This window comes from Nonomuraea sp. NPDC002799, from assembly GCF_053592075.1.
Genome location: NZ_JBSFVA010000012.1, coordinates 205,856 through 231,123 on the forward strand (window position 1 = coordinate 205,856; position 25,268 = coordinate 231,123).

General features: G+C 72.3%; 20 protein-coding genes. 14 read left to right on the plus strand and 6 right to left on the minus strand.

Features of this window, described 5'->3' with window-relative positions; all coding sequences use genetic code 11:
• Positions 1-38: 38 nt before the first annotated feature.
• The 8 genes from ACWD0F_RS23405 to ACWD0F_RS23440 all read left to right on the plus strand — a co-directional run bounded on the left by ACWD0F_RS23405 (position 39) and on the right by ACWD0F_RS23440 (position 10,420).
• Positions 39-1,127, plus strand: a complete 1,089-nt coding sequence (locus ACWD0F_RS23405) for an ABC transporter substrate-binding protein (RefSeq protein WP_449878702.1) — start codon at positions 39-41, stop codon at positions 1,125-1,127.
• Positions 1,106-2,272 carry an ABC transporter ATP-binding protein gene (locus ACWD0F_RS23410; protein ID WP_449878703.1) on the plus strand — a complete coding sequence of 389 codons (1,167 nt, stop codon included), beginning with the start codon at positions 1,106-1,108 and terminating at the stop codon, positions 2,270-2,272. The genes ACWD0F_RS23405 and ACWD0F_RS23410 overlap by 22 nt, the downstream gene beginning before the upstream one ends.
• On the plus strand, positions 2,269-3,207 hold the full coding sequence (locus tag ACWD0F_RS23415; protein WP_449878705.1) for an ABC transporter permease: 939 nt from the start codon (positions 2,269-2,271) through the stop codon (positions 3,205-3,207). The genes ACWD0F_RS23410 and ACWD0F_RS23415 overlap by 4 nt, the downstream gene beginning before the upstream one ends.
• Positions 3,200-4,030: an ABC transporter permease gene (locus ACWD0F_RS23420; RefSeq protein WP_449878707.1), complete on the plus strand. Its 831-nt coding sequence runs from the start codon at positions 3,200-3,202 to the stop codon at positions 4,028-4,030. Before ACWD0F_RS23415 ends, ACWD0F_RS23420 begins: the two co-directional genes overlap by 8 nt.
• A complete protein-coding gene (locus ACWD0F_RS23425) occupies positions 4,027-6,237 on the plus strand; it encodes a hydantoinase/oxoprolinase family protein (protein WP_449878709.1) in 2,211 nt (736 codons plus the stop codon). The genes ACWD0F_RS23420 and ACWD0F_RS23425 overlap by 4 nt, the downstream gene beginning before the upstream one ends.
• A gap of 2 nt (positions 6,238-6,239) precedes the next feature.
• Positions 6,240-8,237, plus strand: a complete 1,998-nt coding sequence (locus ACWD0F_RS23430) for a hydantoinase B/oxoprolinase family protein (RefSeq protein ID WP_449878711.1) — start codon at positions 6,240-6,242, stop codon at positions 8,235-8,237.
• Positions 8,234-9,499, plus strand: a complete 1,266-nt coding sequence (locus tag ACWD0F_RS23435; protein WP_449878713.1) for an amidohydrolase — start codon at positions 8,234-8,236, stop codon at positions 9,497-9,499. Before ACWD0F_RS23430 ends, ACWD0F_RS23435 begins: the two co-directional genes overlap by 4 nt.
• 78 nt (positions 9,500-9,577) lie before the next feature.
• Positions 9,578-10,420: an alpha/beta hydrolase family protein gene (locus ACWD0F_RS23440; RefSeq protein ID WP_449878715.1), complete on the plus strand. Its 843-nt coding sequence runs from the start codon at positions 9,578-9,580 to the stop codon at positions 10,418-10,420.
• 73 nt (positions 10,421-10,493) lie between these two features.
• On the opposite strand, the gene ACWD0F_RS23445 is transcribed toward ACWD0F_RS23440, so the two are convergent.
• Positions 10,494-11,516, minus strand: coding sequence for a LacI family DNA-binding transcriptional regulator (locus tag ACWD0F_RS23445; RefSeq protein WP_449878716.1), 1,023 nt, complete (start codon positions 11,514-11,516; stop codon positions 10,494-10,496).
• A gap of 226 nt (positions 11,517-11,742) precedes the next feature.
• Between ACWD0F_RS23445 and ACWD0F_RS23450 the strand changes: the two genes are divergently transcribed.
• Complete coding sequence (locus ACWD0F_RS23450; RefSeq protein ID WP_449878718.1) at positions 11,743-13,446, plus strand: CBM35 domain-containing protein; 1,704 nt, start codon at positions 11,743-11,745, stop codon at positions 13,444-13,446.
• A gap of 38 nt (positions 13,447-13,484) precedes the next feature.
• Here ACWD0F_RS23450 and kstD read toward each other — a convergent pair whose 3' ends face one another.
• From kstD to ACWD0F_RS23470, 4 genes are all read right to left on the minus strand, one after another.
• Complete coding sequence (gene kstD / locus ACWD0F_RS23455) at positions 13,485-15,275, minus strand: 3-oxosteroid 1-dehydrogenase (protein WP_449878720.1); 1,791 nt, start codon at positions 15,273-15,275, stop codon at positions 13,485-13,487.
• A gap of 187 nt (positions 15,276-15,462) precedes the next feature.
• Positions 15,463-16,659, minus strand: coding sequence for a cytochrome P450 (locus tag ACWD0F_RS23460; protein ID WP_449878721.1), 1,197 nt, complete (start codon positions 16,657-16,659; stop codon positions 15,463-15,465).
• Between the two features lie 105 nt (positions 16,660-16,764).
• The gene (locus ACWD0F_RS23465) at positions 16,765-18,324 is read right to left on the minus strand and encodes an AMP-binding protein (protein ID WP_449878723.1); all 1,560 of its coding nucleotides are present in this window, start codon (positions 18,322-18,324) and stop codon (positions 16,765-16,767) included.
• Between the two features lie 92 nt (positions 18,325-18,416).
• Positions 18,417-20,327 carry a S41 family peptidase gene (locus tag ACWD0F_RS23470; RefSeq protein WP_449878725.1) on the minus strand — a complete coding sequence of 637 codons (1,911 nt, stop codon included), beginning with the start codon at positions 20,325-20,327 and terminating at the stop codon, positions 18,417-18,419.
• Positions 20,328-20,660: 333 nt separating this feature from the next.
• Between ACWD0F_RS23470 and ACWD0F_RS23475 the strand changes: the two genes are divergently transcribed.
• From ACWD0F_RS23475 to ACWD0F_RS23490, 4 genes are all read left to right on the plus strand, one after another.
• Entirely contained in the window at positions 20,661-20,969 is a 309-nt protein-coding gene (locus tag ACWD0F_RS23475) for a siderophore-interacting protein (protein WP_449878727.1), read from the plus strand.
• On the plus strand, positions 20,897-21,088 hold the full coding sequence (locus tag ACWD0F_RS23480) for an iron chelate uptake ABC transporter family permease subunit (protein ID WP_449878764.1): 192 nt from the start codon (positions 20,897-20,899) through the stop codon (positions 21,086-21,088). Before ACWD0F_RS23475 ends, ACWD0F_RS23480 begins: the two co-directional genes overlap by 73 nt.
• Positions 21,089-22,508: 1,420 nt before the next feature.
• The gene (locus ACWD0F_RS23485) at positions 22,509-22,985 is read left to right on the plus strand and encodes a hypothetical protein (RefSeq protein WP_449878729.1); all 477 of its coding nucleotides are present in this window, start codon (positions 22,509-22,511) and stop codon (positions 22,983-22,985) included.
• A gap of 136 nt (positions 22,986-23,121) precedes the next feature.
• A complete protein-coding gene (locus ACWD0F_RS23490; RefSeq protein ID WP_449878731.1) occupies positions 23,122-23,562 on the plus strand; it encodes an SRPBCC family protein in 441 nt (146 codons plus the stop codon).
• Between the two features lie 49 nt (positions 23,563-23,611).
• Here the strand turns inward: ACWD0F_RS23490 and ACWD0F_RS23495 are convergent, their stop codons facing one another.
• Complete coding sequence (locus tag ACWD0F_RS23495) at positions 23,612-23,995, minus strand: MerR family transcriptional regulator (protein ID WP_449878733.1); 384 nt, start codon at positions 23,993-23,995, stop codon at positions 23,612-23,614.
• 58 nt (positions 23,996-24,053) lie between these two features.
• Here ACWD0F_RS23495 and ACWD0F_RS23500 point away from each other — a divergent pair, with 58 nt between their 5' ends.
• Complete coding sequence (locus ACWD0F_RS23500; RefSeq protein ID WP_449878735.1) at positions 24,054-25,232, plus strand: MFS transporter; 1,179 nt, start codon at positions 24,054-24,056, stop codon at positions 25,230-25,232.
• Positions 25,233-25,268: the final 36 nt, after the last annotated feature.

Below are 25,268 nucleotides of genomic sequence, written 5' to 3' on the forward strand. Positions count from 1 at the left end.
CGCGCCCTTGGCCGGCCGCTCGAAGGGAAAAGGGAAAGATGAGGGGCGGAGTAACTCGCCTGGCGGGAGCCGGTGCGGCGGTCATGCTGGCGCTGACGGCCTGCGGCGGCGTGGACACGGGCGGTTCGCCGGGCTCGGACGCGCAGCAGACGCTCACGGTGACCGCGTTCGCGGGCGCCTGGGGCGAGCTGTTCAAGAAATCATTCGTCGAGCCGTTCGAACGCGACACCGGCGCGAAGGTGAACCTGGTCTACGGCGCCAACGCCGAGTGGCTCACCAAGCTGCGTGCCGCCGGGGGCAAGAACCCGCCGTTCGACGTCATGGCCTTCACCCCGGACGCCTCGCTGCCCGCTGCCTCCGCGGGACTGCTGCAGCCCCTGGACACCGCGAAGCTGACGCACTGGAAAGAGCTCGACCCCGTGCTCAACTCCAAGTCGGCCTACGACGGCAAGCAGTTCGGCGTGCCGCTGACCACGGGCTCCACCGGTCTCATGTACCGCAACGACAAGATCAAGACTGCGCCGGCGGACTGGTCGGCCATCTTCGACAAGCAGTTCTGCGGCCACGTCGCCCTGCCCCCGCTCACCTACAACCCGGGCCTGGAGTTCTTCTCCGCCCTGGTCACCTCCGAGGGCGGCAAGCTGTCCGACCCGGCGGCCGTGGACAAGGCGTTCGCCAAGCTGGAGACGCTGAAGGGCTGCGTGTCCTCCTTCCCCGCGAACGCGGGCACCGCCGCCACGGTCATGGAGAACGGCGACGCCTGGATCATGCCCTTCTGGGACGGCCGCGCGTTCGCCATGGCCCAGGCCGGCTCCCCGATCAGCTTCACCTACCCCAAGTCCGGCGCGGTGGGCGCGCTGACCTCGTACTTCATCGCCAGCGGCACCCAGAAGAGCGAGCTGGCCACCAAGTTCCTCGACTACCTCACGGCGGCGCAGAACCAGAAGCCGTTCGCCGAGGGCACCTGGTACGCCGCCGGGAACGACTCGATCGACTACAGCCCCTCCTTCGAGCAGTGGGTCGAGCACGGTCCCGAGGTCTTCAAGAAGTTCACCTGGGTCGACTACGCCGTCGCCACCCCCAAGCTCAACGAATGGCAGCAGCGATGGAATCAGATCTTCGGCTGATCGAGCTGCCCGAGGAGGGGGCCGGGCACGTCGAGATCGAGGGCCTGGCCGCCGGTTACGAGGGCGCGCGGGTGCTCGACCTCGACCGGCTCTCCATCCGCAAGGGCGAGTTCCTGTCCATTCTGGGGCCCAGCGGTTGCGGCAAGACGACGCTGCTCAACTCCATCGCCGGTTTCGTGCAGCCCACGGCCGGGCGGATCGTGATCGACGGCTCCGACGTGACGCGGCGGCCGCCGTACCGGCGGGGGCTCGGCCTGGTCTTCCAGAACTACGCGCTCTTCCCGCACATGACCGTCGCCGACAACGTCGCCTACGGGCTGCGGGTCCGCCGCCTCGGCAAGGCCGAGCGGGAGGAGCGGGTACGCGAGGCGCTGCGCCTCGTCGGCCTCGACGGTTATGCCGCCCGCCGGCCCAAGCAGCTGTCCGGCGGCCAGCAGCAGCGCGTGGCTCTGGCCCGCGCCCTGGCCATCCGGCCCGCCGTGCTGCTGCTCGACGAGCCGCTGTCCAACCTCGACGCGAAGCTGCGCAGGGAGATGCGGGTGGAGCTGCGGGCCATCCAGCGCCGCATCGGCACCACGATGGTCTTCGTCACCCACGACCAGGAGGAGGCCCTGGCGCTGTCCGACCGGGTGGCCATCATGAACGGCGGGCGGATCGAGCAGCTCGGCACGCCTGACGAGGTCTACCGGCGGCCGGCGACGCGGTTCGTGGCGCAGTTCATCGGGGCCGCCAACGTCCTGGAGGGCACGGTGACCGCCGAGGGCGGGCTCGACACCGATGGGATCACCGTCGGCGGAATCGCCGGCGGGATCGCCGGCAGCGGTGCGCCGGGCCTGCGGCCGGGCGAGCACGCGGTGGTCGCCATCCGCCCCGAGCGCATCCGGCTCGCCACGCCCGCTTCGGACGACCGGGTGACGGCCGGCGTCGCGGGCACGGTGGGTTACCGGGCGTTCGCGGGTGACGCCTGGCAGGTGGAGGTCCGGCTGGCCGACGGGCGCACCCTGAGTGTGCAGGTCGCCGACACCGGCGCGGGCTCGGCCGACCCGCCGGGCGCGGGCACGCCGGTCGTGGCGACCTGGGACCCGGCCGACGTGATCGTCCTCGAAACGGGCTCCGGACGGCCGGACGTGGAGGGGACCGGATGACGACCGGACCCCGAAGCGGCGGCGCGGGCGCCTCCTCGGAGGAGGCCCGGAGCGCAGGCCCGGCGACGTCCGGCGGCACGGGCCGCCGGTGGACGGGCCTGACGTACGTCCTCCCGCTCGTCGTCTTCCTCGCGGCCCTGTTCCTGGTGCCGCTCGTCCAGCTCCTGCGTCTCAGCTTCAACCCGGTCGACACCTTCAACGCGGCCGTCCCCGGCTTCACCCTCGCCCAGTACGCGCGGGTGTTCACCGAGCCCTACTTCTACGGCTCCCTCCTGCAGACCCTGGCCACCGCCCTCCTGGTGGCGGCGCTGTGCGTGCTGCTGGCCTACCCCGCCGCGTACGTCCTGGCCCGCCGGCGCCCTGGAGTGCTGCGCACCCTGCTGTTCGTCATCGTCATCTCGCCGCTGCTGACCAGCGTGGTGGTGCGCACCTACGGCTGGGTGGTGCTGCTGTCCGGCAACGGCGTCGTGAACAAGGCGCTGGTCGCCTCGGGCCTGCGGGACCAGCCGATCCAGTTCCTCACCAGCTATCCGGCGGTGGTGGTGGCGGTCACGCACGTGCTGCTGCCGTTCGCGATCATCCCGCTCACGACCGCGCTCGGCGGGCAGGACCGCAACCTGCACCGGGCCTCGCAGACCCTCGGGGCCGGCCCGGTCAGGACGTTCCTGCGGGTCACGGTCCCGCTGAGCCTGCCGGGCGCGGTCACCGGCGCGCTGATCGTCTTCGCGCTGGCCATGGGCATCTACATCACGCCGCTGCTGGTCGGCGGGGTGACCCAGCCGCTGACGGGCATCCGGGTCTACGACCAGGTCACGACGGTGTTCGACTATCCGGTCGCGGCGGCGCTGAGCTTCGCGCTGCTGGCGCTCACCGTCGTCTCCACGATGGTGCTCGCGGGCGCGTTCCGGATCTGGGAGAGGCGGCTGCATGGCTGAGCAGGGCAGAGTGCGGCACGGCAGGGCTGAGCGCGGTTACGACAGGATCGTGCGGCTGGCGGGCGCCGGCGCGGCGGCGATCGTCTTCCTGTTCCTGATCGCGCCGCTGGTGGTGCTGGTCGTGAGCTCGTTCAACGCGGCGAGCTCGATGGCGTTCCCGCCGTCGGGCCTGTCGCTGCGCTGGTACGCCGACGTGCTCGGCTCGCCCGACTGGCAGGCTTCTTTCCGGCTGAGCGGCCTGCTGGTGCTCATGGTCGTGCCGACGACCGTGGTGATCGGCACGCTGGCCGCGTACGGGCTCGCGCAGGGCTCCTTCCCCGGCCGCAGGCTCCTCCAGGGGCTGGCGCTGTCGCCGCTGATGGTGCCGGAGATCATCATCGCGCTCGGCCTGCTCTACTACTTCCACGGCGTCGGCCTGATCAACTCGCTGACCGGCCTGTGGCTGGCGCACTCGCTGGTCGTGCTGCCGTTCGTGGTGCGCGCGGTCATGGTGAGCGCGGCCCAGCTCGATCCCGTGCTCGAACGGGCCGCGACGAGCCTGGGCGCGGGCCGGTTCCGGGTGTTCCGCACCGTGACGCTGCCGCTGCTGCGCCCCGGCATCCTCGCGGGCGCGATCCTGGCCGCGGTCACCTCGCTGGGCGAGGTCGCCGTGACGGCCCTGGTCGCCGGCGCCAACACCACGACGGTGCCGCTGCGCATCTTCTCGGCCGTGCAGTATCAGCTTGATCCGTCGATGGCCGCGGTGTCGACGTTGCTCATGGCCGCGAGTGTGGTCGTGATGGTGGTAGCCGACCGGTTCGCTCATATTTCGGAGGCATTGTGACCGTGGAGAAGGCGCGGATCGGCATCGACGTCGGGGGCACGTTCACCGACCTCGTCGCGGTCGTCCCCGAGCGCGGCCTGGTGGTCCACCACAAGGAGCCGAGCACGCCCGCCGACCCCTCCCTGGCCGTCGCCGACGGGCTGGCGGCCATCCTCGCCCGCGCGGACCTGCGGCCGTCGGACGTCGGGGGCATCACGCACGGCACCACGATCGGCCTGAACGCCATCATCCAGCGCCGCGGCGCGCGCATCGCGCTGGTCGTGACCGAGGGCTACCGGGACCTGCTGGAGATCGGCCGCAGCCGCATGCCGTCCTCCTTCGACCTGTACGCGGGCAAGGAGGAGCCCCTGGTCCCCCGCAACCGCATCGTCGAGATCCCCGCCCGGCTCGGCCCGGGCGGCGAGCGCGTCACCGAGCCGGACGCCGCCGCGCTGGACCGCGTCGCCGAACGGCTCCGCGCGACCGGCGCCGACGCGGCGGCGGTCGTCGTCCTGCACGGCTACACCGACCCCGCCTTCGAGGAGGGTGTCGCGGCGAGCCTGCGCGAGCGGCTGCCCGGCCTGCCGGTGACGGCGTCGGCGACCGTCTGGCCCGAGGTGCGCGAGTACGAGCGCGCCCTGGTGGCCTGCCTGAACGCCTACATCCAGCCGCTCATGCACGCCTACTTCACCCGGCTGGAGCACCGGGTACGCGGCCTGGACGTACCGGCCCCGATCTTCATCAGCGCCTCGAACGGCGGCTCCATGAGCCTGCGCTCGGCGGCGGAGCGGCCCATCGAGACCGTGTTGTCGGGCCCGGCCGCCGGAGTGGCGGCCGCGGCGCGGCTGGCGCGGGAGTCGGGCATCGGCGGCATCGTCACCTTCGACATGGGCGGCACCAGCAGCGACATCGCCGTGACGGTCGGCGGCTCCCCCGAGCTGGCCACCCACACGACGGTCGGCGGGCTGCCCCTGATCGTGCCCGTCGTCGCGGTGAACGCGATCGGCGCGGGCGGCGGCTCGATCGTCTGGGCGGACGGTCAGGGCGTGCTCAAGGTCGGGCCGAGCAGCGCGGGAGCGGATCCCGGGCCGGTGGCGTACGGACGGGGCGGAGACCGCCCGACCGTGACCGACTGCTATCTCGTGACCGGCCTGATCGACCCGGCGACGTTCCTCGGCGGCCGGATGCGGCTCGACGCCGACGCCTCCGCCAAGGCCCTGTCCGGCATCGCCGCCCACCTGCGCCGGGACGGCGGAACGGCCGTCCGCACGGCCGACGCCGCACCTCCCGTGGCCGCCGCTGGAGTCGCCGCTGAGGCAGATGCGCACGATGCGGCGGCGGGGGCGCTCCGGGTGGCCACGGCGGGCATGGCGACCGAGCTGCAGAAGATCATGGCTCAGCGCGGCCTAGACCCGCGCCGGTTCACCCTCGTCCCGTTCGGCGGCGCGGGCCCCACCCACGCCGCGATGCTCGCCGAGGAGGTCGGCATCACCCACATCGTGGTGCCGCCGACCGCCGCCACGTTCTGCGCGCTGGGCGCCGCGGGCGCCGACCTGCGCCGTGACTTCGCCCGCAGCCTGCGCCGCCCGCTCGGCGCCGCGAGCGCCGCCCGCCTGGCGGACGTGCTCGCCGACCTGGCCGCCCAGGCCCGTGACTGGCTGGCTGAGCAGCGCGGCGAGGGCCTCGCGGCACGGCTGACGGCGGCGGCCGACATGCGTTACTCCGGGCAGGCGTACGAACTGCGCGTCCCCCTGAACACGGCCTCCCTGAACGCGGCCCACCTCGACGCCACCGGCCCCGGCCTGGACCAGAGCGGCCTCGACCCGGACCCCCTCAACCTGGATCCCCTCGACCTGGGCCGCCTTGACGCCGAGGCGCTCTCCGAGGCGTTCCACGCCGAGCACGAGCGCCTGTACGGCTTCCGCGACCAGGACGCCCCCATCGAGCTGGGCACCGCCCGGCTGGGTGTCGTCGGCCCCGTGGCCGAGCTGCCGGCGGCCACCGTGCCGCCGGGATCCGGCGCGCCCCGCCCGGCCGGCCGCCGGCGCGTCCTGCTGGCGGGCGCCTGGCACGACGCCGATGTGCATCACCGCCCGTCCCTGGGCGTGGGCGACACGTTCGACGGCCCGGCGATCGTCGAGCAGGACGACACCACCGTGGTCGTCCTGCCCGGCTGGTCCGGGGACGTTGACGGCGCCGGCAACCTCCACCTCCGTCGAAAGGCCTGACCGTGCGGCTCGACCCCGTCACCTTGGAGATCGTCGGCAACCGGCTGACGGCCATGACCGAGGAGATGTGCCTGACCCTGCAGCGGACGAGCCGCTCCTTGTACGTCAAGGAGACCGCCGACTTCTGCTGCGCCTTCGCCGGCCTGGACGGCGGTTTCGTGGCCTATCCGCGCGGCATCGGCGTCTCCGGGTTCGTCGGGCTGAACGTCCTGACCGCCGTCCGCGCCGCCGGGCCCCTGGCGCCGGGTGACGTCATCATCACCAACGACCCGTACCGCTCCGGCGGCCTGGCCACCCACCTCACCGACATCCAGCTCATCGAGCCCTACTTCCACGAGGGCGAGCTGATCGGGTACGGCTGGGCGTTCATCCACTGCTCCGACATCGGCGGCCGGGTGCCGAGCAGCCTGTCGCCGATCAACGACGAGATCTTCCAGGAGGGCCTGCAGATCCCGCCGGTCAAGCTGGTGCGCGCCGGGGAGCCGGCCCGCGACGTGGAGGCGCTGATCTCGGCGAACAGCCGCACGCCCGACGCCAACCTGGGCGACATCCGCGCCATGCGCGCCGCCCTGCGCACCGGCGGCGAACGGCTGGCCGGCGTCATCGCCCAGCACGACGCGGCCACGGTGCTGGCCGCGCAGGGCGACCTGGTCGAGTACACCGCGGGCAAGGCCCGTGCCGCCCTGGCGGGGCTCGGCGACGGGACCCACCGGTTCGTGGACTATCTCGACGACGACGCCGTCTCCAGCATCCCGGTCCGGCTGTCGGTCACCGCGACGCTGCGCGGCGGCGACCTGCACCTCGACTTCACGGGCACGGATCCGCAGGTGGCCGCGGCGTTCAACATCGCGACCCTGGGCCGGCCGCACGCCTGGATCGTCACCCGGGTGCTCGCGCTGATCTGCACCCTCGATCCCGGCATCGCGCTCAACGCCGGGCTGATCGCGCCGATCAGCGTGACCACGCCGGAGGGCTCACTGGTCAATCCGGTGCATCCGGCGGCCGTGGGCGTGCGCCACGCCTCCGCCAACCGGGTCAACGACGCCGTCGGCGGCGCGCTCGGGCTCGCCGCCCCGCACGTCCTGCCGGCCGCCTCCAGCGGGCTGGTGGTGCCGGTCGTGGTCGCCGAGCAGCGCGGGGCCGGCCAGAACGTGCAGGTCCTGGAGCCGATGGTGGGCGGCACGGGGGCCCGCGACGGCGCCGACGGCGTGGACGGCCGTGACAGCGGCATCTCCAACCTGTCCAACAACCCGGTGGAGACGGTCGAGACCGAGATCGGGGTCGAGATCCTCAAGTACGGCCTGCGCCCCGACTCCGGCGGCGCCGGGCGCTGGCGCGGCGGCTGCGGGCTGGAGCTCACCTTCCGGGTGGTCGGGGAGGGCTCGAAGTTGCTGGCCCGGGGCCTGGAGCGGATGTGCTTCCGGCCGTGGGGCGTGCGCGGCGGCGGGCCGGGCGCGCCCACCGAGCTGATCGTCGATCCCGGCACGCCACGGGAGCGCCGGCACTTCAAGATCGACGTGCTGCCGCTGGAGCCCGGCACGGTCGTCACCCTGCTGACCGCGGGCGCCGGCGGCTACGGCGACCCGTACACCAGGGAGCCCGCGGCCGTGCTGCGGGACGTCGAGCGCGGCGTGGTGTCGGGCGAGGCGGCGGCGGAGGCGTACGGCGTGGTGCTGCGCGGCACCCCGGACGGCGGCCTCGCGATCGACGAGGCGGCCACGCTCGCGGCCAGGGCGGAGCGGCCCGTGGTCGCCGCCGCCGGGCCCGAGCGGCTGGCGTGGGAGTCGGTCTTCGACACCGAGGCCGTCGATCGCCTGGTGGCCGCGCTGTTCCGGCTGCCCGGGCCGGCGCGCACGCCGCGCCGCACGGCCGTCTACACCTCCGTACTCGACGGGCTGCCGGCCGGCTTCCCCAGGACGCCGCCCACGGCCGAGCAGGTCGGCGCCGCTCGCCGTACACTCGCCGACGAGATCTCCGCACTGGAACGGGCACAGGGATGAGCACTTCGACGGACGCCATCATGGCCGGGCTCGACGAGCCGGCGCGCGACGACCTCGCCGCGCTCTACCAGGACCTGCACCGGCACCCCGAGCCGCCCTTCAAGGAGGAGCGGACGGCGGGCATCGCGGCCGGGCGGCTGCGCGCGGCCGGGTTCGAGGTGCGCGCCGGCGTCGGCGGCACGGGCGTGGTGGGCGTGCTGCGCAACGGCGACGGGCCGGTCGTCGTGCTGCGGGCCGACATGGACGCGCTGCCGGTGCTGGAGGCGACCGGCCTGCCGTACGCGAGCGCCACCACGGCGCAGGACGCCGAGGGCCGGCAGGTGCCACTCATGCACGCCTGCGGGCACGACATGCACGTGACCTGCCTGGCCGGCGCGGCGCAGGTGCTCGCGGCGGGCCGCGAGCGGTGGCGCGGCACGCTGGTGGCGCTCTTCCAGCCGGCGGAGGAGATCGCGGCCGGAGCTCAGGCCATGGTCGACGACGGGCTGCTGGACCTGGTGGGCCGCCCCGACGTCGTCCTCGGCCAGCACGTCTTCCCCAAGCCGGCCGGGACGGTGCTGATCAGCCCCGGTGAGGTCCTGGCCGCCGCCGACAGCATCGAGATCACCCTGTACGGGCGGGGCGGGCACGGCTCCCAGCCGGAGCGCACCGTGGACCCGGTGATCCTGGCCGCCGCCACCGTCATGCGGCTGCAGACCGTCGTCTCCCGCGAGGTCTCCCCGTTCGACACCGCCGTGCTGACGGTGGCCCAGATCCACGCGGGCCACAAGGAGAACGTCATCGCCGACGAGGCCACCATCACCGTCAACCTCCGCTCGTTCTCCCCCGGCGTGCGCCGCTCCCTCCTGGCGGCGGTCGAGCGCGTCGTGAACGCCGAGGCCGCCGCGTCCGGCGCGCCGCGCCCGCCCCGGCTGCGCACCCTCAACGCCTTCCCCCTGACCACGAACGACCCCGCCGCCACCGCCCGCGTGCACGACGCCTTCGCCTGCCGCTTCGGCTCCGGGCGGGTGACGGAGATGGCGCCGCTGATGGGCAGCGAGGACTTCGGCGTCATCGGCTCCGCGGCCGGCGCACCCTCCGTCTTCTGGGGGCTCGGCTGCACCGACCCGGACGCCTACGCCCGCGCCGAGCTGGCGGGCCGCCTGACGGAGGACGTGCCGGGCAACCACTCGCCCGCCTTCGCCCCCGTGATCCTGCCCACCCTGCCGGCGGGCGTCGAGGCCCTGGTGACCGCCGCGCTGGCCTGGCTCGCGGTGTCCTAGACACGGAGGTGTCCCGGCTGGGCCGGCATCTGCTACCGTCACTTCGTACCGATCGGTTCGATCTTTGGGGAGTGCCGGATGGACTTTCTCATCACCGACCCGCCGAGCGCGCTGACGCCTGCCGCCAGCACGCCGGCGTTCATGTTCGGCAGTGACGGGGTGACGCTGTTCGGCGTGCTGCACGTGCCGGCCGGGCCGGGCCCGCATCCGGTCGTGGTGCTGGCGCACGGCTTCCCGGGCAACGAGCGCAACTTCGACGTGGCGCAGGCGCTGCGGCGGGCCGGATACGCCGCGCTGGTCTTCCACTACCGGGGCTCGTGGGGGGTCGGCGGGACGTACTCGTGGGCGAACGTGCTGGCCGACACCGCCGCCGCGGTCGCCGCCGTACGCGATCCCGAGGCCGTCGCGGCCCACCGGCTCGATCCGGGCAGGGTGTCGCTGTACGGCCACAGCGCCGGGGGGTTCGCGGCCCTGATGACCGCCGCTGCCGACCCCTCCATCGCGGCCGTCGCCTCGGCCGCCGCCTTCGACTTCGGCGCGGCGAGCGCCGCCGCGCGCGCGAGCGCCGAGACCCGGGCCGCCTACGTCGAGGCATTCGAGGGGGAGTTGCTGCCGCTGCGCGGGACCAGCGGCGAGGCCCTGGTCGCCGAGATGGAGGCGGCGGGCGACGCGTGGCGGCTGGCCGGGCTCGCCCCGCGCTTCGCCGGCCGCCCGGTCCTGCTGGTGGGCACCGGGCGCGACCCGGTCAGCCCCGCCCCCATGCACCACGATCCGGTCGTGGCCGCCTACGAGGCCCAGCCGGTCAAGCGGCTCCAGCACCTCGTCCTGCCCACCGACCACGCCCTGTCGGACCAGCGCGTGGCGCTGACCCGCGCGGTGCTCGGCTTCTTCCGCACCCACCAGCCGCCCCTGGGCCCGTAGCCGCCGATGCGCACCCCGGGCCCGCGCGACCAGACCGGCCGTAGCCGCCGGTCCGCATCCCGGGCCCGCGTGACTAGGCCGGCGGGAACGGGACGGTCGTGGACTCGCGGATCACCAAGTGGCACGGGCGTTCGTGGCGGCCGGGAGCGGGCGAGCCGTTGATGGCGGCCAGCAACATGCCGGCGGCCGAGCGGCCGAGCCCTTCCAGGTCCATGTCGATGCTGGTCAGCGGCGGCTGCGCCGCTTCGGCCATGACGTCCCAGTTGTCGAAGCCGATGAGCGCGACGTCGTGCGGGACGGCCCGGCCCGCGGCGCGCAGCGCGTCGGACACGCCGCGGGCGATCTGGTCGTTGCCGCAGAACACGGCGTCGAACCCGGCCCGCCCGGCCAGCAACATCGCCACCGCCTGACGGCCCCACATCTCGCTCCAGGCGCCGAACAGCGGCGGCGCGGCCAGGGTGAGCCCGTCCTCGGCCAGCCGCCCGGCCGCCGCGCCGGCGCGCACCCGGGCCGAGTGGTGGTGCTCGGGCCCGGTGACGTGCGCGACGCGGGTCCTGCCGACGGCGAGGAGGTGCTCGACGGCCTTGCGGGCGCCGCCGGCCTCGTCGGGCACGACGGAGCAGTCGCCGGGGTCGGTGGAGCTGATGAAGGCGTACACGACGGGGACCGGCAGGTCAGGGCCGATGGGCGCGCGGGCCTCGGAGCGGCGGCCGGTGACGATGATGCCGTCGACGCGGCGGCTCAGCAGGGTCCTGACGTAGTACTGCTCGCGGATCGGGTCGTCGCGGCCGTCGCACAGGAAGACCGACATCTGGCCGGCGCCCAGCGCGTCCTCGGCCCCGATCATGACCGGGATGCTGAACCGGCCGATGGTGTCGGTGGTGATCATGCCCACGGTGTAGGTGCGGCCGGAGTGCAGGCTGCGCGCGCCCGCGTTCACCTCGAAGCTCAGCTCGCGCGCCGCCGCCTTGACGCGGTCGCGGGTCTCCTCCCGCAACGACCCTCGCCCGTTGAGCGCCTTGGAGGCGGTGCCGACGGACACGCCGGCCAGTGCCGCGACGTCGGCGATCGTCACGTGCCGGACCGCTTTTCCCAAAGTTTCCTCCGTTTTCCGAGTTTTTCCTCAACGCATCCTACGGTCCACCAGTGCATTACAGCAGGACCATTGACGTGACGTATCCGCCTCGATAACTTGAGGAAAACGTTTTCCCGACTCCTGGGCGCTGAATGTTAGCGCAACCATCGGAGCCCGCCACGCACGACGGGGCCGCCCGCGCCGGCGGTCCCGGGCCTTACCCATCGACGCAGAGCGAGGTAAGAACGTGTTCACCCCCCACATCAGGCGCGGTGCCGTCATCGGTCTGGCCGCCGCACTCCTCGCGGGCGCGCTGACGCCGCCCGCGCAGGCGGCCGGCGCCACCCTCACCGTCAACGTCGCCCAGCCGTTCCGGCCGGTCACCCACGTGGCGTCCGGCGGCCTGTACGGCCTGGCCGAGAACAGCAGGCCCGCCGACTCCACCCTGTTACCGATCAAGGTCAACTCGCTCACGCAACCGGCCCCCGGCGTCGGCCAGCGGCCCAACGGCCAGCCGCCCGGCGGGGACGCGCTGCTCGTGGCCCCGCAGGCGACCAGGGTCGGCGCCGGCCAGTTCATCCGGATGCCCGACATCTACCCCGACTTCCCCTACCGGTGGGTGAGCTGGGACGACTGGCTGGCCAAGGTGACCACCATGGTCAACGCCCGCCTGTCGGCCACCTCGGTCAGCAACGTGATCGGCTGGGAGCTCTGGAACGAGCCGGACTGGACCTGGAACACCGCCGCGGCGGGCGCGTTCAACGACGGCTGGGTGCGCACGTTCCGCGCGGTCCGCGCCCTGGACACGCTGACGCCGATCGTCGGCCCGAGCACCGCCACCTACAACCGCGCCTGGATGCAGTCGTTCCTGACCCGCGCCCGCGACACCGGCACGCTGCCCGACGTCATCTGCTGGCACGAGCTGGAGAACGCCGGCCGGATCGCCGCCGACCTCGCCGACTACCGGTCGCTGGAGGCGTCGCTGGGGATCAGCCCGCGGCGTATCTCCATCAACGAGTACGCCCCCACCTCGGAGGTGGACGTGCCCGGCCGGATCGCGAGTTACGTGGCCAAGTTCGAGCGCGGCGGCGTGGAGTCCGCCCATCGCGCCTTCTGGTACGAGTACGGCACCATGAACGGCCTGGTCACCGGCAACACCCAGCCCACGGGCACGTGGTGGTTGTACAAGTGGTACGGCGACATGGCCGGCAACATGGTCACCACCACGCCGGTGACGCAGACCGGCCTGGACGGCTTCGCCTCCTACGACGGCACCCGCAGGATCGTCAACGTGGTGTTCGGCAACGAGGCCGGCACCAACACCGTCAACCTCACGGGCCTCGGCGCGCTCGGCGCGAGCGTGCGCGTCACGCTGCTGTCCACGCCGGCCGGCGGCCGGTTCACCGCCGTGACCGCGCCCACGACGATCTCCACCACCACGCGCACGGTCACGGGCGGCCAGCTCAGCGTCTCCGTGCCGAACATGGCCGTCACCAGCGCCTACCAGCTCGTCGTCGAGCCGGTCGGCGGCGTGCCCGCCTACCAGCAGCGTTACGAGGCCGAGAACGCCTCCGTCTTCCGCGCCCAGCGGCTCAGCACGGCCGGCGCGTCGGGCGGCGGCTACGTGGGGCGCATCGACAACTCGGGCACGCCGCGGACCGACAGCTACGTCGACTTCGTGGTGAACGTGCCGGCGGCGCGGGCGTACACGATGACCATCGGCTACGCCAACGGCACCGGGGCCACCGCGACGCAGGGCCTGGCCTACAACGGCGGCGCCTGGGCCACGGTCAGCTACCCGCCGACCGCGGCCTGGGGCCAGTTCGGCGCCACCGTCGGCGCCACCGTCACGCTCAGGGCCGGCTACAACGTGATCCGCCTGGCCAAGGGCTCGCCGTTCTTCGGCGGCGGCACCGGATACGCCGAGCTGGACTACATCCAGCTCATCTGACCGCATGGGCGCCTCGCCGGACGATCACCCTGCGGTGGTCATCGTGCGGCGGGGCGGCCCGCCGCGTCGGCGATGTCGTTCGCGGCCACGTAGCCGAAGGTCATGGCGGGGCCCAGGGTCGAGCCGGCGCCGGCGTAGCTGTGGCCCATGACGGCCGCGCTGGCGTTGCCGGCGGCGTACAGGCCGGGGATGACCGAGCCGTCCGCCCGCAGGACGCGCGCCCGCGCGTCGGTGCGCATGCCGCCCTTGGTGCCCAGGTCGCCCGGGACGATCTTGAAGGCGTAGAAGGGCGGCAACCACAGCGGCGCCAGGCAGGGGTTGGGCTTGACGTAGGGGTCGGCGTAGTAGCGGTCGTAGACGCTGTCGCCCCGGCGGAAGTCCAGGTCCCGGCCGTTCTGCGCGAACGTGTTGAACCGGGTGATCGTGGCGCGCAGGGCCGCCGGCGGGACGCCGATCCGCTGCGCCAGCTGCTCGACCGTCCAGGCCTTGTGCACGGCGCCGCCGTCGTACCAGGAGGCGGGCAGCGGCAGCAGCGGGGCGACGTCCTTGAACAGGTAGCGGTTGCGGTACTGCTGGTCGGTGATCAGCCAGGCGGGGATGTGCGGCGCGGCCGGGGTGTGGCGGTCGTACATGACGTGCACCACGTCGCTGTAGGGCGCGCCTTCGTTGACGAAGCGCGCGCCCGCGCCGTTGACCATCAGGCAGCCCGGCAGCGTGCGCTCGGCCAGGCAGAAGTACGGCTCCCCCGGCAGCGGGATCGACGGCCCCCACCACGCGTCGTCCATGAGCTCCAGGGCGGCGCCGGCCCGCTCCCCGGCCTCGATGCCGTCGCCGGTGTTCTCCTTGGCGCCGACCGTCCAGCTCGTCCCGATGGGCTGGCGCTGGAACTCCGCGCGCATCGCCGCGCTGTGCTCGAACCCGCCCGATCCGACGATCACCCCCTGCCTGGCCCTGACCAGGCCGCCGGAGGTGACCACACCGGTGACGCGGCCCGACTCGACGAGCAGGTCGTGCAGCGGGGTGCCGAGCCACACGGGCACCCCGGCCGCCGCCAGCCCGGCCCGCAGGCCGGCGGCCAGGGCCTGGCCCATGGTGAGCGGCTTCTCCCCGCGCAGCGCGGCCTCCGTGCCGCGCAGCAGGCACGCGGCGGCCACCTCCAGGCCCTTGGGATTGACCGCGCTGAGCGTCAGCCACTTGTAGTCGGCGCTGAAGACCACCATGCCGGCCGGGGTGGGGATGTACGCCGGGTTGAGTCGGGCCAGCTCCGCGCCCAGGATGTTGCCGTCGAGCTGGTCCGGCTCGATGGAGCGCCCGCCGGGCAGCCCGCCGGGGAAGTCCGGGTAGTAGTCGGAGTAGCCGTCCATGAACCGGAACCGCAGCGGGCTGTTCCGCAGCACGAACGAGATCATCTGCGGCCCCGCCGCCAGGAACGCCCGCTGCCGCTCCACGGGCACCGTGGCCCCGACGACGCGCGCGAGATAGGCGGCGGCCTTGGCCGGGGTGTCCGGCACGCCGGCGGCGAGGATCACCTCGTTGTTCGGGATCCAGATGCCGGCGCCCGAGCGGGCCGCCGACCCGCCGAACGTGGGCGCCTTCTCGATCACCACCGTACGCAGGCCGCGCCGCGCCGCGGCCAGCGCGGCCGTCATCCCCGCGGCCCCGGCCCCGGCGATCACGACGTCGAACTCCGCGTCGAACTCCGCGTCGAACTCCGCGTCGGCGAAGGCGGGCAGTTGGCCCATCGCCGCGCCGGTCATCAGGATCCCGCCCGCGACGAGCAGGGAGCGGCGGCTGGTCAGGCTCGGCGAGGACGGCGCGGCAGACTCCATCGATCGATCCCTTCGGCAGGCCGCGCCCGCGTCGGGGGCGGCGGCAGGAGAAGACGGCCGGGGCACCTCGCGCCGGGTGCCCCGGCCGTACGACACTGATCGGCGAGTCGCGCGGCCCCTCGCCGCAATGAAGCATGCGCTTGGTTGGTTATGCTGTCAACCCTCCGCCCAGGCCCAGGTCAGCGCCCTACCAGGCGACCTCGAAGCTGGTCAGCCCGTAGACGACGTTGGCGGAGCGGAACTCCGCGGGGGTGCCGGTCTCGCGCAGGCCGGGGAAGCGCTCGAACAGCGCGGGAAAGGCGATCCGCATCTCCATCCTGGCCAGCGGCGCGCCCAGGCAGTGGTGCACGCCGTGGCCGAAGCCCAGATGCCCGAGGTCGCCGCGGGCGATGTCGAGGCGGTCGGGGTCCTCGATGTGGGACGGGTCGCGGTTGGCCGCCGCCAGCGCGCACATGACCACCTCGCCGGCCGGGATGCGGGTGCCCGACAGCTCGACCTCGGTGGTGGTGAGCTTGCCCGTGCCCGAGTGGACGATGCTGAGCCAGCGCATCAGCTCCTCCACGGTGGCGCCGATCCGCTCGGGCTCCCTCCTGAGCAGATCGAGCTGGCCGGGGTGGCGCAGCAGAGCCAGGGTGCCGAGCCCGAGCATGTTGGAGGTGGTCTCGTGGCCGGCCAGCAGCAACAACCCGGCGATGCCGATGAGCTCGTCGGTCGACAGGTCGTCGCCGTGCTCGCGGACGAGCATGCCGAGCATGTCCTCGCCCGGCTCGGCCTGGGCGCGGGCGACGAGGCCGCTCATGTAGTCGCGCGAGGCCAGGTTCGCCGCCAGCCGCTCATCGGGCGACAGCGAGACGTCCAGCACCTTCTCCGTGCGCCGCTGGAAGCCGGCGCGATCCTCGTACGGCACGCCGAGCAGCTCGCAGATCACCAGGGACGGGATCGGCAGCGCGAAGTCCGCGATCAGGTCGGCCGGCGGGCCGGTGCGCTCCATGGCGTCCAGATGCTCGGTGACGATGGCGCGGATGCGCGGCTCCAGGCGGTTCATCCGCCGCATGGTGAACTCCGGCGTCAGCATCCGGCGCAACCGGGTGTGCTCGGGAGGGTCGAAGAGGATCAGGTTTCCCGCGCGCATCGCCTCGGCCTGCTTCCCGCCCCCGGGCAGGATCCCGGCGGGCCGGAAGAAGCGCTGCCGGCCGTTGCTGAAGCGCTCGTGGTCGCCGAGCACCTCGCGGACGTCGGCGTAGCGGGTGACGATCCAGGCGTCCACGCCGAACGGGGTGGGCACCCGCACCACGCCCTCTCCGTCGCGCACCTTACCGAGCTCGGGATCCGGGTCGAACACGGTGCGCCGCATGTGCAGGGGCAGCGTCACGGGATCGGTCATGTCATCTCCTGGAGGGTGAGCCTCACGAACGGACTTGACTTGCCGCGCTATGAAAACGACGGTAACCCATCACCTCAGGCGGCTCCATCGCCCGTCACCACGCTGTCAGCGGGCCGCGCGCTCCCGCAGCACGGTCTTCTGGATCTTCCCCGTCGAGGTCTTCGGCAACTCGCAGAAGAACACCGCCTTGGGCGCCTTGAAGTGCGCCAGCCGCCCGCGTACGTGCTCGACGAGCTCGGCCTCGGTGACGCCCGCCCCGGCGGCGAGGCTCACGTAGGCGACGGGCACCTCGCCCCAGTAGGCGTCGGGCCTGGCCACGACGGCGGCCTCCTGCACCGACGGGTGGCTCATCAGCACGTTCTCCACCTCCACCGAGGCGATGTTCTCCCCGCCGGAGATGATCACGTCCTTGGCCCGGTCGACGAGCCGGACGTAGCCGTCGGCGTGCCGGACGGCCAGGTCGCCGGTGCGGAACCAGCCGTCGGGCGCGGCCTTGCCGGTGGCCGCCGGATCGCGGTGGTAGCCCACCATGACGTCGTTGCCGCGCACCGCGATCTCGCCGATCGTGGCGGCGTCGGCGGGCACGTCGGCGCCGTGCTCGTCGACGACCCGGACCTCCTGCGCGATCACGTTGCCGACACCCTGCCGGGCGGTCAGGGCGGCCGACTCCGCGGGGTCGAGGTCGCTCCACTCGGGCTGGGGCTGGCAGATCACGGCGGGGCCGTAGGTCTCGGTGAGCCCGTACAGGTGGATCACGTCGATGCCGGCCCGTAACGCGCGCCCCAGCAGCGCGGGGCTCGGCGGCGCGCCGCCGACGCACGCGAGCAGGCGCGGGTCGAGGGCGGCGGCCGGCGCGCCGGGATGGGCCAGCAACGACGTGAGCACCGTCGGAGCGCCGCACAGGTGGGTGACGCGGTGCAGGCCGATGAGCCGCCACGCCTCGCCGGGATCGACCTTGGGCAGGCAGACGTGACGGGCGCCGGCCAGCGTGACCGCCCAGGGGAAGCACCACCCGTGGCAGTGGAACATCGGCAGCGTCCACAGGTAGCCGCTGCCCGCGTCGAGCTTGGTGTGCAGCGCCATGGCCAGCGCCTGGAGGTAGGCGCCCCGGTGGTGGTACACGACGCCTTTGGGCCGGCCCGTCGTCCCGCTCGTGTAGTTGATCGACAGCGGTGACAACTCGTCCGTCACCCGGACCAGCAGCGGCTCCGCGCCCGCGACCAGCGCCTCGTACGCGCCGGCGGAGATCGTGCGCGGGGGCGACACGCTCGCCGCGGCGGCGGCGCGGGCGAGCGGCGCGTGCTCGTCGTCGTGCAGGAGCACGGAGACCTCGGCGTGGTCGAGGATGTACGCGAGCTCGCCGGCCGACAACCGGATGTTCATCGGCACCATGACCGCCCCGGCCGCCGGCACGCCGAAGGTGGCCTCCAGCAGCAGGTGGCCGTTGGCGGCCAGCACCGCCACCCGGTCCCCCGCCCGCGCCCCGTCCCCTGCCCGCACCCCGGCCGCGGCCAGCCCGCCGGCCAGCAGGCGGGCCCGCTCCCACAACCGCGCGTAGGTGAGCGTCAGATCACCGTCCACGACCGCGAGGCGCGGCCCGAACACGGCCGCCGACCGTTCGAGAAAGCTCGTCGGCGTCATCGGCTCGAACGACAGACCGGACATCGGCCCTCCTGGACGTAGGGGTGCTCCCCGATCGTCGCATGAGGGACGCATCCGCGGCGGCGGCCGTCGCCGCCGCCGCGGCCAGGGAGCCGTCAGCGGTTGATGGTGCGGGCGGCCGCGAACCGGCCGTCCTGGAAGCCCTCCACGCGGACCACCCGCGCGGACCCGAGCCCGGGGACGGTGACCGTGACGACCTCCTCCGTCAGGTCCACCGACATCCGCGGCCTGCCGTCCAGGTAGACGTCGGCCCGGTCGAGCAGCCGCGTGCTGAGGGTCAGGCTCTCCTGCGCGATCTGCGCGTCCAGGCGCCGCACCGGCAGGCCCGCGAGAAGCTGCGCAGCCCGTTCGAGCAGGTCCACGTTGTCCTCCAGGACGTCCTTGCGGGTCAGGCGGTGGCGGTGGCCGGGCACCACGCCGAGGTCCTCGACGGGCGTGCCCGCGAGGTCGTGCACCCGCAGGGTGCGCCGGATCGACACCCGCAGGTTCGCGCCACCGGGCAGCGGCCGGTAGGGGCTGTCGGGCGCCGGCTCGGGCAGTTCGAGCAGGAGTTTGAGCAGCTCGTGGGTCCACACGTTGGCGCCGCCCGCGCCGGTGTTGTCGTCCACGCCGAGGACGGGGCCGATCTGGTGGTCCTGGAAGCCGGCGGCGAAGATGTCCGTCGCCGAGTAGCAGCGGGCGTCCGTGATGAGCACGACCGGGCCGAAGTACTGCTGGCCGAGGGCGTTGGCCCCGTCGGCCGGCGTGATGGAGAAACCGCCCGAGTAGACGGCGCCGGTCTCCACGGCCTGGTCCATCGACGGGTACCAGGGGCCGAGGTCGATCTGGCCGGTCGGGTCGTCCCGGTGCTGCCGGCAGATGCGCACGTTCAGCGGCGACGTGATGAACTGCGTCGGCTCAGGGGTGATCGGGTTGGGCGTGAGCGTCTGCAGGAGGAACTCGCTGGCGAAGATGTGGCCGCCGCCGTTGCCGCGCACGTCCAGGATGAGGCCGTTCTGCGGGAGCAGGCCGGCCAGGCGGACGAACTCGCGGACGAACCCGAGCGGGTCGTTGACGTTGAAGCTGAAGACCCGGATGTGGCCGAACGTGCCGGACGGGGTGGTCACGCTCCTGGCGCGGAAGACGCCCGGCATGGACGTCGGGACGTCCGCGCCGCTCTCCGCGGGCTCGGTCGTGAGCTCGGCGGCGGTCGTCGTCTCCTGCGGGGTGACGGCCTGCGGGACGTACAACATCCGGACGGCGCGGCCGATCTCGTCGGTGCCGAGGTCGAGGCCCTGGGCCATGGCGGCGGTGGTGAGCTCGTCGGCGTTGACGAACGGCGGCAGGTTGTCGGTGATGCGCCACTTCTCCCGCAGCTCCTGCGCGATCCCGTCCGCGTTGACGTAGCTGAGCGTGACCCACGCCTCATCCGGCGGCACGTGGATGCGCAGCGGCCGGATGGTCAGCGACTGCAGCCCGCGCGAGTGGCGGGCCGCCGGGTTGCTGCCCGCGTAACGCGCCGCGTTGAGCTCCACCGCCTTGTCGATCGGGACGCCGTTCCAGTGGGTCACCTCCACCCCCGGGCCGAACCCGGGAACGGCGAGGCCCTGCACGATCCTGGTGACCGTGTAGCGGCGGACCTGGCCGTCGTAGTACTCCTCGACCTGGTACGGCAGGTAGGCGATCTTGCCGGAGAAGGGCAACGGGAGCAGGTAGTTGGTGTGCAGATCGCGCATCGAGTGGAAGATCTCCGACAACTCCGCGTGAAAAAGCCACTCCGGGTCCATGGTCGCGTCGCTCTGCCGGCTGAGCCGCAGGCCCACGAGCCGCAGCCGCTGGACGGGGTTGACCGCGTGCATGGCGACCTTGAGCGGCAGGTGCACGTAGTTCTGCTCCACGAGCAGCAGCGCCTGCTGGACGAGGGCTCGCCGGTCGGCGAGCGTCAGCGTGCCCGCCGTTCGCAGGAAGTCCTGGAGCTCCACCGACTTGGCGAGTTGCTGCGCCATCCGGCCCGATGCCTCGGTCATGTCTTTCCCGATCCCTTCGTCGTATCCCCTGGTGACACTTGATGTCCCGGCGCCCCGCCCCGTGCCGATGGGACGCTCGCAGGGTCGCACCGGCACCGTAGGCGGCGCCTCGGGAGGGCACCTAGGACTTTCCCTAGTTCGTGCGGGGCCGATGCCGCTGATCGGGTGAATCGCCCCGCTACGAGGCGCGTTTCCGCGCCGACGGCCTCCTGCCACCCGGCCGGTGGCACCCATCCTGACCCAGGACCCCGGCGGCCCATGACGCTGACGGTCGTTCTGGATTAGGAGGCTCGCCTAATATCGAGGGGAGACGCGTTGGTAGAGCCCTTTCGCATGTTCGACGTGCGTGTGGCGGGGTCGGCCCGGCTGAGCCCGGCCTTTCTCCGGGTCACGTTCACCGGCGATGACCCGCACGAGTTCGCCGACAACGGGTTCGACCAGCGGATCAAGCTCATCCTGCCGATTCCCGGGCACGGCCTGGCGCACCTGCCCACCGGGCCGGACTGGTCACCCGCTGGCGCGCGCTGGAGGAGAGCCGTCGCAACCCGCTGGCGCTGGCCGCGCCGCAGATCGCGCAGCGGCTCACCCGCACGGCCTGGCCGCCGGCGGCGGCCGGGCTCGCGGGGGCGTTCATCGTGGTGACCGCCGATCTGATCGCACGGCTGCTGCTCACGGACATGGAGCTGCCGGTCGGGATCGTCACCGGCGTGCTGGGTGCGCCCATCCTCCTGTGGCTGCTCGCCCGCACCCGCCACCGCTGACGGGCCCGCCCGGCCCTTACGGTGACGCTCCCGCTCCCTCCGCCCCCACACCCGCCGCCGTTGAGATCGCCGGCGGGCGGGGCGGGACACAGCCTCACCTCGCAAGACGACCCGAATCCCCGGCCTGCGTGCTCACACGACGCCGAGGTCGCCAACGGGCAAGGGCATAGGCGAGTCCACTGACCTGTCATGGCCGCGATCATGTTGCCCCTGCTTGCCGGGCAGGTCAACAAACGGACTAAACGCAGGGGTCAGAGGGATCTAGACTTGTGTGCAAGTCTGCTCTTGAAGCCTGTGCGATGTTTCCGACTGGCAAATCGTAACTCATAGTAGCCAGCCGAGGGTGGCACACATCGGCTCGTTCAAACCATTCGACATGCAGATTTACACGTATTCTGATCGGCCCCAATGGAATCGGCGCCTGGGGTTGATGAACGATACAGCAACCGACGTCGGCATCGGCGTCAACAACGTGTGCTGAGCGTTCATCGGTCCATCATGTAACACGACAAGAGCTGGTCCTGCCGTCTGAGGGCAGAGCCAGCTCTTTCACATGGGAAGGACTGCCGATATGGCCATCAGTGCTGCTTGCAGAATAATGATGCCGATGACTGGCCGAAGCAGCATGAGCTTCCAGTGGAGTGCTCGCATCGCTCCCTGCGTACGTGCGCGCTCAAGGGTTTCTTGCTGGCTGACTATGGGACCCAGCAACGAGATCGTGGAGCTAGACCGACGCCAGAGTGCCGCAAGTATCAGGAGTGCTGCGCCAGCAGCACATGCTTGTGAAGCTAGATTTGTCACGGTTGACAATCGACCGTGAGTTGCCATGTCACGAGCGACTAAGAATAACGTCCCGGTTCCAACGAATAGGCCCGCGGAAACGATATCCGCATAGATTATCCTGCGACGACTGCGAGCGATATCTGATGAAGATAGGGTCGGTTCTGTCACATTGCGACCGTAGCATGCAACACTGCCTTTGACATAGTAGCGATCGCGTATATCGCCATAGCGCCGCCGAGCGATCCCGTCCCAGCCAGGGAGAACGACGAGTCGTTCGGGCGCAGGCATCAAGCCATCCAGAAGGTTTGCGAGCGTGATGAGCCCGCCCGCCAACAGACATGTATGGCGAGAGTGGAGAGGCCAACGGAATGGCTGTCGGGGACGCGCAGGGCGAGCACTGAGGAACATTCTGCGAACGAAACAACTTCGATCATCCCTCATATAAATCATATGAAAGGCCATGGAGGCGTCGTTTCGCTACAGTCCCTCCAGCAAGGCAATGGGTTCCCGCGTTATGCTGGGTGCGGCTTCCTCCTATCGCCGATCACGTGGTCATCATCTCCGGCGGGCGGCTGCGCTGGAGCGGCCCCTTCGACGGCGGCCGGGTGCTCGAAGACCTCTACCTGGAGGTGGCCGGATGAGCTCCCCCGTCCGCGGCGAGCTGTTCAAGGCCCGCTCCAGCCGTACGACGTGGACGCTGGCCGCCGTCGCGCCCGTGTTCTGCGTGTTGTGGGTGGTGGCTCAGGCGCTCCTGCCGGCCGCGTCCGACGCCGAGCGGATCGCCAACGTCTACAACATGGCCCAGCAGGCGTACGTCTTCACCCTGATCCTCGGCGTCCTCGGGATGGCGGGCGAATACCGTCACCAGACCATCACCTGGGCCTTCCTCATCACGCCCCGCCGGGGTGCGGTGGTGACCGCGAAGCTGGTGGCCTACGGGCTGGCCGGGCGGGCGGTGGCCGTCGTGTCGGGGGTGGCGACGCTGGTCGCCGGAGTCGTGCTGCTGAGCGCGCAGGGCCGTCCGGCGCTGAGCGCGGACGTGCCGGTGATCCTGATGGGGGCGGGCTCAGCACCTCGATCTGCGCGCCGCTGGGTGTGGCGCTGGCCGTGCTGATCAGGAACCAGGTGGTGGCCGTGGTCCTGGCCAGCCTGCTGGTCGCCAGGCTTCTCACCCTTCGCCGCGACGTCACCTGAGGCTTGATCGCGCCGCCATACTCGGTGGCAGGCCACCGACGACTGTGAGGTTCGCGATGCCGCAGACTCTGCTCCGCCATGTCTTCCACGTTCCCGCCCCGCCGTCCGCCGTCCAGGCGCACTTGAGCGAGCCGTCAAGTTACGTCGGGCTGTCGCCGCTGGTGGTGGCGGTACGCGACGTGCGGCGGGAGCCCGGCGAGACCCGGTTCGTCTCGGTGGAGCGCTTCCGGTTCCTGGGCTTCCTGAAGTACGACAACCTGATCGAGGTGACGCTGCGCGCCACCGGCGATCACGTCGAGGGCGAGGTGGACAGCCCGGGCGGGGTGTGGCTCGGCTATCGGTTCGTGCTGGCCGCCGACGACGCCGGGACCGAGGTCGAGGACGTGCTGACGGTACGGGCGACACGGGCGCCGGTGTTGCGCTACGCCGCGCGCAAGGCCCGGCAGGTGCAGCTCGCCCGCGCGGGCATCCTCGCGGAACGCGCCCGCGCCTGGTGAGGAGGGCCGGGGCCGCCTCCTGGCGTACGGCGGAGGCGGCCCCCGGCGACTACGACGGAAGGTTCGGAACTTCGCGCGACCGATCAGCCGCCGCCAAGATCACCTGATCGAGGGCGGCACGGGAGACGCGCAGGGCCTCCATCGTCCGGTCGATCCGCGCCCGCTCGCCGCGCAGGTGCCCCAGGACGTCGGGGCAGGTGGGAAGCATGCGCTCGCCGTCGGCCTCCAGGCAGGGCAGCACGGTGGCGATCGTCGAGGTGCCCAGCCCGGCGGCGAGCAGGCTGCGGATGCGCAGGACGGTGTCGACGTGGGCCTCGGCGTAGTCCCGGTAGCCGCTGGCGCGACGCTCCGGCCGCAGCAGGCCCTGCTCCTCGTAGTACCGCAGCAGCCGCTGGCTCACGCCGGTACGCCGGACGAGCTCCCCGATCCTCATGTGACCTCCCGCACCCCACCTTGACCCTCACATGCATGTGAGACTCTACCGTACCCGCATGAAGAAGAGCCTTGTGGTGCCGACGGTGCTCATGCTGAGCGTGTTCGTGGTCGGCACCTCCGAATATCTGATAGCCGGGCTGTTGCCGCAGGTGGCCGCCGACCTGCGGGTCTCGGTGTCCACGGCGGGGCAGACCGTGACGGCGTACGCGCTGGGCGTGGTGATCGGCGGGCCGCTGGTGACGATCGCGACCGTGCGGCTGCCGCGTAAGGGGCTGGCGCTGGGGTTGCTGGCGGTGTTCTGCGCCGGCAACACGATCTGCGCGCTGGCCGGATCGTACGAGGTGCTGATCGCCGGCCGGGTCGTCGCCTCCCTGAGCCATGCCGCCTTCCTGACGCTGGCCCTGATGCTGGTCACCCGCGTGGTCGAGCCACGGCGCGCGGGCACGGCGATCGCGGCCGTGGGATCGGGTTTCTCGGTGGCGACCCTGCTGGGCGTGCCCGTGGGGGTGCTGATCGGCGAGGACGCCGGCTGGCGGACGCCGTTCGCCGTGCTGGCCGTGCTGACGCTCCTGGTGACCGCGCTGCTCGCCGCCGTGCTGCCCCGGCAGGACGCGCCGGTCACCGGCGTCGGCGCCGAGGTGCGCGCGGTGCTGCGGCGCCGGGTGCTGATCGTGATCGCCACCACGTCGGTCGGGCTGGCGGCCACCTCGACCGTGTTCACCTACCTAGCTCCCGCGCTGACCGGGATCACCGGATTCGCCGCCGCCGGGGTCTCCACCCTGCTGCTGGTCTACGGTGCGGGCAGCCTGGCGGGCGGCCTGATCGCGGGCCGCCTGGCCGACCGCTCGCTCGCCGGAACCGTTCGCGGCACGTTCGCCGGCCTGGCCGTCGTGCTGGCGCTCTTCCCCTTCGCGCTGCCGTGGCGGGCGCCCGCCGTGCTGGCCGTGCTCGTGTTCGGGCTGCTCACCTCGGCGACCACGCCGGCCCTGCAGAGCCTGGTGCTGCGGCACGCCGGCGCCGCGCCGATCCTGGCCGTGTCGGTGAACGTCTGCGCGTTCAACCTCGGTATCGCGGGGGGCTCGGCATTCGGCGGCGCTCTGGTGGCCGCGGACGGGCTGCGCTGGCTCGGGTTCGCCGCCGCGGCCCTCAGCCTGGGCGCCCTCGCGATCAGCTACGCCGTCGTCCCCCGCCGCCGCCGCGCGTCGGCCGAGCCGGTTCCGGCGTACGTGAGCTGACCACGATCACTTGACGTCTCAAGTTAAGCTGGGGCG

Coding starts and splice junctions, on each gene's coding strand:
- ACWD0F_RS23405 (WP_449878702.1), top strand. CDS start 39: ATGAGGGGCGGAGTAACTCGCCTGGCGGGAGCCGGTGCGGCGGTCATG.
- ACWD0F_RS23410 (WP_449878703.1), top strand. CDS start 1,106: ATGGAATCAGATCTTCGGCTGATCGAGCTGCCCGAGGAGGGGGCCGGG.
- ACWD0F_RS23415 (WP_449878705.1), top strand. CDS start 2,269: ATGACGACCGGACCCCGAAGCGGCGGCGCGGGCGCCTCCTCGGAGGAG.
- ACWD0F_RS23420 (WP_449878707.1), top strand. CDS start 3,200: ATGGCTGAGCAGGGCAGAGTGCGGCACGGCAGGGCTGAGCGCGGTTAC.
- ACWD0F_RS23435 (WP_449878713.1), top strand. CDS start 8,234: ATGAGCACTTCGACGGACGCCATCATGGCCGGGCTCGACGAGCCGGCG.
- ACWD0F_RS23440 (WP_449878715.1), top strand. CDS start 9,578: ATGGACTTTCTCATCACCGACCCGCCGAGCGCGCTGACGCCTGCCGCC.
- kstD (WP_449878720.1), bottom strand. CDS start 15,275: ATGGAGTCTGCCGCGCCGTCCTCGCCGAGCCTGACCAGCCGCCGCTCC.
- ACWD0F_RS23460 (WP_449878721.1), bottom strand. CDS start 16,659: ATGACCGATCCCGTGACGCTGCCCCTGCACATGCGGCGCACCGTGTTC.
- ACWD0F_RS23465 (WP_449878723.1), bottom strand. CDS start 18,324: ATGTCCGGTCTGTCGTTCGAGCCGATGACGCCGACGAGCTTTCTCGAA.
- ACWD0F_RS23470 (WP_449878725.1), bottom strand. CDS start 20,327: ATGACCGAGGCATCGGGCCGGATGGCGCAGCAACTCGCCAAGTCGGTG.
- ACWD0F_RS23475 (WP_449878727.1), top strand. CDS start 20,661: ATGTTCGACGTGCGTGTGGCGGGGTCGGCCCGGCTGAGCCCGGCCTTT.
- ACWD0F_RS23485 (WP_449878729.1), top strand. CDS start 22,509: ATGAGCTCCCCCGTCCGCGGCGAGCTGTTCAAGGCCCGCTCCAGCCGT.
- ACWD0F_RS23490 (WP_449878731.1), top strand. CDS start 23,122: ATGCCGCAGACTCTGCTCCGCCATGTCTTCCACGTTCCCGCCCCGCCG.
- ACWD0F_RS23495 (WP_449878733.1), bottom strand. CDS start 23,995: ATGAGGATCGGGGAGCTCGTCCGGCGTACCGGCGTGAGCCAGCGGCTG.
- ACWD0F_RS23500 (WP_449878735.1), top strand. CDS start 24,054: ATGAAGAAGAGCCTTGTGGTGCCGACGGTGCTCATGCTGAGCGTGTTC.